This is a genomic window from Clostridium sp. MT-14, from assembly GCF_042436595.1.
Classification (GTDB): Bacteria; Bacillota; Clostridia; order Clostridiales; family Clostridiaceae; genus Clostridium_B; species Clostridium_B aromativorans.
Genome location: NZ_JBHMIY010000010.1, coordinates 118,018 through 126,687, shown reverse-complemented (window position 1 = coordinate 126,687; position 8,670 = coordinate 118,018). Strand labels below are relative to the sequence as shown.

Annotated in this window: 7 protein-coding genes; 2 read left to right on the top strand and 5 right to left on the bottom strand. The window is 37.2% G+C overall.

Going from position 1 to position 8,670, the window contains the following annotated elements; genetic code table 11:
* Positions 1-37: 37 nt before the first annotated feature.
* From iadA to ACFHWD_RS09630, 4 genes are all read right to left on the bottom strand, one after another.
* Positions 38-1,204 carry a beta-aspartyl-peptidase gene (gene iadA / locus ACFHWD_RS09645; RefSeq protein WP_229981271.1) on the bottom strand — a complete coding sequence of 389 codons (1,167 nt, stop codon included), beginning with the start codon at positions 1,202-1,204 and terminating at the stop codon, positions 38-40.
* Between the two features lie 84 nt (positions 1,205-1,288).
* A complete protein-coding gene (locus ACFHWD_RS09640; protein WP_150358930.1) occupies positions 1,289-1,699 on the bottom strand; it encodes a hypothetical protein in 411 nt (136 codons plus the stop codon).
* A gap of 68 nt (positions 1,700-1,767) precedes the next feature.
* Positions 1,768-2,424, bottom strand: a complete 657-nt coding sequence (locus ACFHWD_RS09635) for a YdjY domain-containing protein (RefSeq protein WP_229981273.1) — start codon at positions 2,422-2,424, stop codon at positions 1,768-1,770.
* A gap of 160 nt (positions 2,425-2,584) precedes the next feature.
* Positions 2,585-3,571: a biotin--[acetyl-CoA-carboxylase] ligase gene (locus ACFHWD_RS09630; protein ID WP_229981274.1), complete on the bottom strand. Its 987-nt coding sequence runs from the start codon at positions 3,569-3,571 to the stop codon at positions 2,585-2,587.
* Between the two features lie 256 nt (positions 3,572-3,827).
* Here ACFHWD_RS09630 and ACFHWD_RS09625 point away from each other — a divergent pair, with 256 nt between their 5' ends.
* Positions 3,828-5,678 carry an APC family permease gene (locus tag ACFHWD_RS09625; protein WP_378061563.1) on the top strand — a complete coding sequence of 617 codons (1,851 nt, stop codon included), beginning with the start codon at positions 3,828-3,830 and terminating at the stop codon, positions 5,676-5,678.
* A gap of 75 nt (positions 5,679-5,753) precedes the next feature.
* Here ACFHWD_RS09625 and ACFHWD_RS09620 read toward each other — a convergent pair whose 3' ends face one another.
* Complete coding sequence (locus ACFHWD_RS09620; protein WP_378061561.1) at positions 5,754-6,323, bottom strand: TetR/AcrR family transcriptional regulator; 570 nt, start codon at positions 6,321-6,323, stop codon at positions 5,754-5,756.
* A 220-nt stretch (positions 6,324-6,543) separates the two neighbouring features.
* On the opposite strand from ACFHWD_RS09620, the gene ACFHWD_RS09615 reads away from it, so the two are divergent.
* Positions 6,544-8,658: an FAD-dependent oxidoreductase gene (locus tag ACFHWD_RS09615; RefSeq protein ID WP_378061559.1), complete on the top strand. Its 2,115-nt coding sequence runs from the start codon at positions 6,544-6,546 to the stop codon at positions 8,656-8,658.
* Positions 8,659-8,670: the final 12 nt, after the last annotated feature.

Below are 8,670 nucleotides of genomic sequence, written 5' to 3'. Positions count from 1 at the left end.
GAAGCAGGATATAAATAAGAGGGATAAAACAACCCTCTTATTTATTTTCGAAGGTTCCGTATGCAGTTGGTTTGTAGTTTTGAACCATAATTTTTCCTCTGCTTATAACGGTGTGAATATTTAATTTATCATCTAATAAAACCAAGTCTGCATCATAGCCCTCTGCTATTTTACCTTTGCAGGGAAATTTAAGAAATCTGGCAGGTGAAAGAGTAAGAGGGATAAGGGCCAACTCCATGGAGAGACCTCTTTCAATGGATTCCCTTATGGAGTCAATGTCAGTAGAAGGCATGCCTATGGTTAATTTGGTCAGTTTTCCACTGCTGTCAAAAAAAGGCATACTTCCTCCTGCGTCAGAGCTCATGGTCACATGGTATGGAGAAATATTTTCCTTTAATATCGTTTGATACAGTTGAGATGAACTGATGGCATCATCATTTTCATTTTTAATCCCTGTTGTTATGTCAGTGAAGCCGCCCATTTTTAAATATTCCATGCACTGTCTGGATAATAGACTGTTTCTATTGAGATGTGTAGGGAGCAGATTTTCAAAAGGTATATCTGAATTTTCTATTACATCAAATATAGGAGTCAACCCTCTTTTGCCATCTCCAAGATGCATATGAAGAACTCCGCATTTACCTGAAATAAGTCCGCCTACCCGGGTTTCACAGGCCAAATGTATCAGATCTTCATCGGAAGGATGACTTCCCCTATGATCGGAAACAGCTATTTCGCCAGCCCCTATTATTTTATCCACAGTGATAATATCGCCTCGGACACTGTCTGTAAGGGTCCTAGTTGGTACATCGTAACATCCTGTCCAGCAGTATGTGCTTATTCCCTCGGACTGAAGGGCTTGTGCCTTTGCCAGCAGACCTTCCATATTTCTTGTAATTCCATCTGTACCTAAAAGACCCACGCAGGTTGTAACACCATTTAATGTGAATTTTGTAAGTCCTAATTCCGGGGTTCTGTTGTAAAAGCCCCCTTCTCCTCCACCGCCGTTTATATGTATATGAAGATCGATTAGTCCTGGAATAGCTTTTAATCCAGTTCCGTCTAGTATTTCTACCTGGGGGAAATTTTTATCCGGAATGTTTATTCTTTGAGAGATATATGCTATTTTATCAAAGCATATGAATATATTTTTTTTACCTATAGATCTGGGATCAAATATTTCTACGTTTTTTATTAAAAGCATAATTTACACATCCTTCAATGTATTTGATATTATAATTTGCTTTTCTACTATAATTTAAACGCAGAAATGAAGATCATTTATAAGTTATTTATACTTAAAGTGTTTTTGGGATCTGCTGGATAAAAATATAATAAAAAGTCCTGTTATAAAGAATATAGATAATATTAAATTTACTGTAGAAAAGCTTAAGCTGCTGTAATGTATTCCTTCTCTTATTATAGAAGCTGGCAGAATCTGAAATCTGTCTGTACCGATTATTAAAATCGTTATTAAAACACATGATATCAGATTAAATATGCTGAATTTAAAGCCAATTTTATATAATGGATGTTTTTTTGCTGACTTAATGAAATATACAATAAAACATAATGCCATTGTAATTGGAATTATTATACCCGTATTGATCCTCATCTCCAGCCATTCATTTTGGAAAGCTATAATGGAGAGCAGCAGCCCCCATATAAACCCGTTGTATATTAAGCTGAAAAATTTCATTTTTAACCTCCTGAAATGTATGAAATAAATAGAGTACGATGTATAAACATCGTACCCCAAAAAACTATTTATTCTGCTAATCTGAATATAACGGTAACATCTGTGCCGTCCTTTGGAAGGACATCCTTTTTACCGTGGAATTTAACTGTATCGGATTCTCCAAATGCATAAGCAGAATTACTGGTAATACCTACTGGACAACTATCTAAGCATAATATGCAGCCCGTATTCATCTTTTTAGCATGGGCCAGGTTACCGCCGAATCTTATGTCCATTGGTCTGGGATCACTTGAATATATAATATCTGAGAAAGGTATTTCCTTTCCAAGGCCATTCCAAGTAATGTATACGTTTAATTTTGATCCCTCTACCTTTTTGCCCTTGCCTTTATCACCTGCCTCTAGATTATTTCCAGGTTTTGCACCAATGGAGATCAGAGCATTATAAAAATCCTCTGGTTTTACAAAACCTCTCAATACAGATTTTTCGCCATTCTTACCATCCTTAAAAACTACACCATGTCTGGTATTTTCAGTAAAATATTTTCCATTTACCTGTGCCGATATTTTGACCTCTTTTTTATTTTTATCCACAGTAAGAGTTTTTTGTTCCTTATTTTCAGTAGATTGTTTTTGTGTATTGGAGGATTGTTCACCTGAGGAACATCCAACAGCTAGTACACCAATAAATAATATAGAAAATATGATGGATAAAATTCTTTTCATAACATAAAACCTCCCTTAACAAATTATTTTATCCTTAGATTTAATTCATGATAATTATACATGACAGTATATTTTATAACAAATATCTATATGTTATGATTTGAGTTTTGTCTATAATAAAATTTTATAGTATACTTAAATGTAAAATATAAATCAAAATTTAAATATATTGATTTAGCCCTCTTATAGAGATTTCACCGGATACAAGTTTTTCCAGAGAGCCATCCTTGTATTGAACCACCAATCTCCCATCTCCATCCAGATCAAGTGCCTTTGCACATTTTTCATTGTTATTTCTAACTACCTTTATATTCTTACCGATAACAGCAGAATTATTTTTACATATTTTTATGGAAAGTTCGATTTGTTTCTTTTCCTGAAATTCAGCATATAAAAATTCAAATTTATTTAAAAGCATGCCTACTAGTGATTTCCTATTTATACTGGTATTTGTCTCTATTTTAAGGGAAGTGGCCCTATCCAGCAGATCTTCTGAAAAATCATCTTTATCCAGGTTGGCGTTTATACCTATGCCTACAATTATGTAGTTTACTCTATTTAATTCACCGCTCATTTCTGTCAAAATTCCACAGACTTTTTTGCCTCTAATTATTATATCATTAGGCCATTTTACTTTAGCATTTATATTAAATTCCCTTAAACTCTCTATCATGGCAGCAGCAGCTATTTGAGTTATCTTGGGAGCCTCCATAGGATTTATATTTGGCTTCAGTATTATAGACAGACTTATTCCCTTATATTTTGGGGAGCACCAGGAACGACCCAATCTGCCTTTGCCGCCTACCTGTTCTTCGGATATTACCACAGTTCCATGATCTTCGCCCTTTTCAGATAATTCCTTTGCTTTGTTGTTTGTTGAATTTATACTTTCAAAGTGCAGGATTTTTTTACCCATATGGTTTGTTTTTAAATATGGATTGACTTCTTCAAAAGTCAGTATATCCGGGGAACTTATTAATCTATAGCCTTTTTTTGAGGAAGAATCTATTATATATCCATCCTCCTTTAAAGATTTTATGTATTTCCATATAGATGTGCGGCTCACTCCTAGCTTTTCACTTATCAACTGCCCAGATAAGAATGTTGTGCTGCTTTTTTTCAGTAAATGGAGAACTTCATATTTCATGTAAAACCCACCTTTTATATTGTTTAATAACATTATAACATAAGTGCATAACTTGATAGAAATATTGTTGGCAGTTTCATTTATCATATAAACAATGTGAACCATTCATCAGATTTATTATAGAATAGAATCTTTATACAATCTTTATACATACGGATAAATCTTAATCTAAAATTTATCTAATTGATGGTATAATAACACATCATATCAGAAAACAATAAGTTGAGAGATAAATTTACTTTTAGAGGTGTTAAGGATGGGCTTTAAATTGGGAAATTTTTTAAATGGATTAACAGGAAAGAGTTTAAAAACTCAAGAATTAAAAAAGGAAAAATTCAGTGTATTCTGGGGACTCCCCATAATGTCCAGCGATGCTATTTCATCTGTGGCCTATGCAGGGGAGGAAATACTTTGGATACTGGTTCCCGCAATAGGAGTGTTGTCTTATAAATATATGATGTACGCCTCAATGCTCATTGTATTTTTAATGTTTATGCTTACTTTTTCCTATAGACAAACTATAGATGCCTACCCTTCAGGAGGAGGCTCCTATGTTGTAGCCAAGGACAATCTTGGGACTACCGCAGGGCTTATAGCAGGTGCCTCCCTCACCATAGACTATATACTGACTGTGGCGGTAAGTGCTTCTGCCGGGACTGCAGCTATTACCTCGGCAGCACCTTTTTTACTTCCTCATAGAGTTGGAATAACATTGGGACTTATAATCTTACTTGTCATCGGAAATTTGAGAGGAGTGAGGGAATCCTCCAAATTGTTTGGAGTGCCCACATATCTTTTTATAATTTCTGTATTGTTCATGATCGTGTGGGGAGTAATTAAAATACATTTTATGGGATATACGCCTGTGCCGTTCTATAAGATACCTGAAGCCTCCGAAAATATAACTCTTTTTCTTTTTCTGAAAGCTTTTGCAGGTGGATGTACAGCTTTAACGGGCATAGAAGCAGTGAGCAATGGTGTTCCAAATTTCAAGGAACCTTCACAAAAACATGCCAAAATGGTACTGGGTCTTCTAGCTCTCATTGTGCTGCTGGTATTTGGAGGAATTTCCTATCTGGCTACACTTTATCATGCTGTTCCGAACTCGGAGGTAACTGTGGTGGCACAGATTTCCCAGCAGATATTTGATAAAAATATCATGTTCTATGTAATTCAGGCAACTACTGCCGTCATACTGGTTTTAGCCGGGAATACCGCCTTTGCAGGGCTTCCGCTGCTGCTGGCATTTATGGCTAAAGATGGTTATGCACCAAGACAGTTTGCAAAAAGGGGCAAAAGACTCAATTATTCCAATGGAATAGTTATGCTGGGACTATTGTCCTGTATACTGGTCATAATTTTTAAAGGGGATACACATTATTTACTGCCTCTTTATGCTGTAGGAGTATTTATATCATTTACGTTATCCCAAGCTGGAATGTTCAGAAGGTGGATAAAAAACAAGGGCTCTGCCTGGAGACATAAGGCATTTATAAATGGATTGGGTGCCTTTATGACTCTTATAACTGCAGTTATAATAGGGGTTACCAAGTTTATTCATGGAGCCTGGGTGGTTTTTATACTGATACCTGCTGTAGTCTATGTTATGAGAAAAATAAAACTGCATTATACTGAAGTTGCAAGACAGCTGAGGCTCCCTTTGGATCAGAAACCTAAGAAAATAGATTTTGCCTCACAGAAAAGATATGTGATAGTCCCCATAGATACTCTCAATAAATCTTTTTTAAAGGCTTTGAATTATGCCAGAACCATATCGGACAATATAATAATATTTCATGTTTCAGTGGATGACAGCGCTACAGAGAAACTTTTGAAAAAATGGCATCAGTATGATGTAGATATACCTATAATAGTCAAAAAATCACCCTACAGAAGTATAGTTGGCCCCCTGGTTAAATTCATAGAATCGGAAGAATATGCCGCAGGCTCAAAGGACACTGTAACGGTAGTCATGCCTCAGTTTGTAGTTACAAAATGGTGGGGAAACATACTTCACAACCAGACTTCGCTGTTTATCAAAACCATGCTTCTTAAAAGAAGGAATATAGCCATAGTCACTGTGCCCTATATAATAGATGAAGGATAGGTCAATTGAAAAGAAAATATTAAGAATATACCCTCGTGTCATAAAATTGACGTGAGGGTATAATTTTATAATGCTTTATAGTGATCTCAAAAGATATTTCAGATATTCATGGGCCTGGATTTTGGAGCAGCTGTTCTTTTTCAAAAAGCTCCATTCTAAAATGAGAAGGATGGTATTGCAGTAGTGTTCTGCTACAATCTCATATGGAATCTTATAACGGTCTTTGCATTGACACTGACAAAAAATTTCTCGCATTTGAATATTCATATAGATCTGAAAATGACTGAGCAGTAAATTTTCTCCGGAGTTAAATTTCAAAATATGTTGAATCATATCCTGACGAGCAGTAATCAAATCATACATTCGATCAAAGAATATATATAAACTTTCTTCCGGATCCAAGTTTTTATATTCTTCAAGATGAATCTGTTTGGCAAGGACATACAAACAATAATTTAATAAATCATATTTATCGTCAAAATAGTTGTAGAATGTAGCCCGAGGATAATTACTTTGTTGGCAGAGTTCATTAACGGTGATTTCTTCAAAAGATTTATTGGAAAGCAGTTCAAGCATACTATTAAAAAAAGCATCTAAGGTTCGCCTGGCTCCTTTGGTAATTTTTTTTGTAAGATCGTATTTCAAAGATAATTCCTCCCTTTGCAGATTTATTTTTTTGTCCAAGATTAGACAAAAGCCTTTATTTGATTCTTGATATGCTTTGCACTTAAGTTTATCATAGAATTTGCATATAGGCAAGTGTCTAAAAATTTGCAGATGAAGCAAAAAACAAATTGTGTTTAGTACTATTAATGATTTCTGCAGGATTAAATTTATGGGAAAATAGAGTTAGGAGGACAGGACAATGGCATATAAAAAATTGTTTTCGCCGACGAAAATTGGAAGTATAAAAGTAAAAAACAGAGTTGTCATGACAGCCATGGGAGTGGATGTATCCGACCATGACGGCACCGCCAACGAAAAAACAGTGGCTTATTACAGGGAGCGGGCGAAAGGCGGCGTCGGCCTGATCATAACGGAATATACACGTATCAATGAAAAAGATGGTGTGGTAGCCTCCGGGCAGCTCTCCATGTCTTCGGATAAGTATATCAAACCATTTCAGAAAGTTGCAGTTGCCGTTCACAGAGAAGGTGCGAAAATATTTGTACAACTCCATCATCCGGGTCGCCAAAATGTCGTGCTCTTCCCTACGTTTTGGAGTATTAATGAGAAGCTTGCAAAAATCTTTCCTTTTTATTGGAAAGTGTTCTCTTCTATAGCTGGAAAGGCTGATGCAGAATCTCTAAGTGATCCAAAGATGATTCAGATGATGAATAAATATATGAAGCCATTAAGGGCACCTAGTGATGTACCAGCGGGACTTGGACTTTCTGTTTTCGGGAACCAAAAAATCAAGCCTTTTACTACAGGAGAGATTCATAATTTAATAAGACAGTTTGTAAAAGCTGCTAAAAGAGTACAACAATCCGGTGCAGACGGAGTGGAGCTGCATGCAGGACATGGATATCTTTTAAATCAGTTTTTAAGCCCTTATACAAATATCCGCAGTGATGAATATGGCGGCAGCTTTGAAAATCGGCTGCGGATTATGAAGGAACTGATAGAGGGAATTCACCGGGAATGTGGTGCAGATTTTCCTATCTCAGTACGTCTTACAGTAGATGAATTCTATGAAAAAATCGGTTATCCTGAGCAGGGTCTGCATTTAAAGGATGGCGTCGAGATTGCAAAATCACTGGAAGCATATGGAGCAGATGCCATCAACGTTACAACCGGAAACAGCGATACGCAGTTTATGATCACCGAGCCCATCAGTTTTCAGCCCGGATGGCGAAAATATCTTTCCAAAGCAGTAAAGGATGCTGTGCATATCCCCGTCATTTCGGTTGGCGTAATTCGTACTCCGGAGCAGGCTGAGCAGCTTTTATTGGAAGGAGATCAGGATTTCATTGGACTGGCAAGGCCGCTTCTTGCCGATCCAGATTGGGCTGTAAAAGCCAAAAACGGAGATTCACGGAATATTCAGAGATGTATTGGCTGTCTATATTGTATGGAATCCTATGAGCGTAATATTATAAATGGATTGCCAGTTAATTGTGCTGTTAATCCACGGGCCTGCCAGGAGACAAAATACACGAAAATCGGGGAAAAAAACGGTGATGGAAGACAGATTGTGATTGTTGGTGCCGGACCGGCGGGTCTCACTGCAGCAAGAGAGCTGGCAGCCAGAAAATTCAAGGTCACCCTATTGGAGAAGGAAGCTGCACCTGGCGGGCAGCTGCAGCTTGCAAAGATGCCGCCGTATAAAGAAAAAATGAGCTGGTGTTTTGAAGATCTGGAATATCAAGCTAAGAGAAATGGAGCTGAAATCCTCTATAACAGGATTGCTACAAAGGAACTTGTAGTGTCCTATCACCCATATGCGGTAATCGTCGCCGCAGGGGCTGTGGCATTTAAGCCGGGTATACCGGGTGCCAAAGAAGATTATGTGACGACGGTAACACCGATTTTGAGAGGTGATTTGAAATTTGAAAACAAGTCAATTGCAGTTGTTGGTTCCGGTATGACAGGAATCGAAACAGCGGAGATACTGGTGGAGCAGGGCAACAAGGTAACCATTATAGAGATGGCCGACAAGATTGCTCCTAGTGCCTTTAATATCAGTGTGTGGGATGTCATGAACAGGTTAAAAAAGGCTGACGTAACCTTTATGTCGGGAAGAAAACTTGAAAGCATCGCCAGCCACAAGCTTACACTCGTTCAGAAAAACAGCGTGAGGGAAATCGTATATGCAGATGCAGTTGTTCTCTCATTGGGAGTACGCAGCAATAAGGAAGTTGCAGCAGAATTACAGGGATGCTGCGATAAAAGGTATGTGATTGGAGATGCCTATAAATCAGGCAGAATTAAAGATGCAGTTCATCAGGCATATGAACTTTCGCGTGAATTGTCATAAACAAATTCGGAG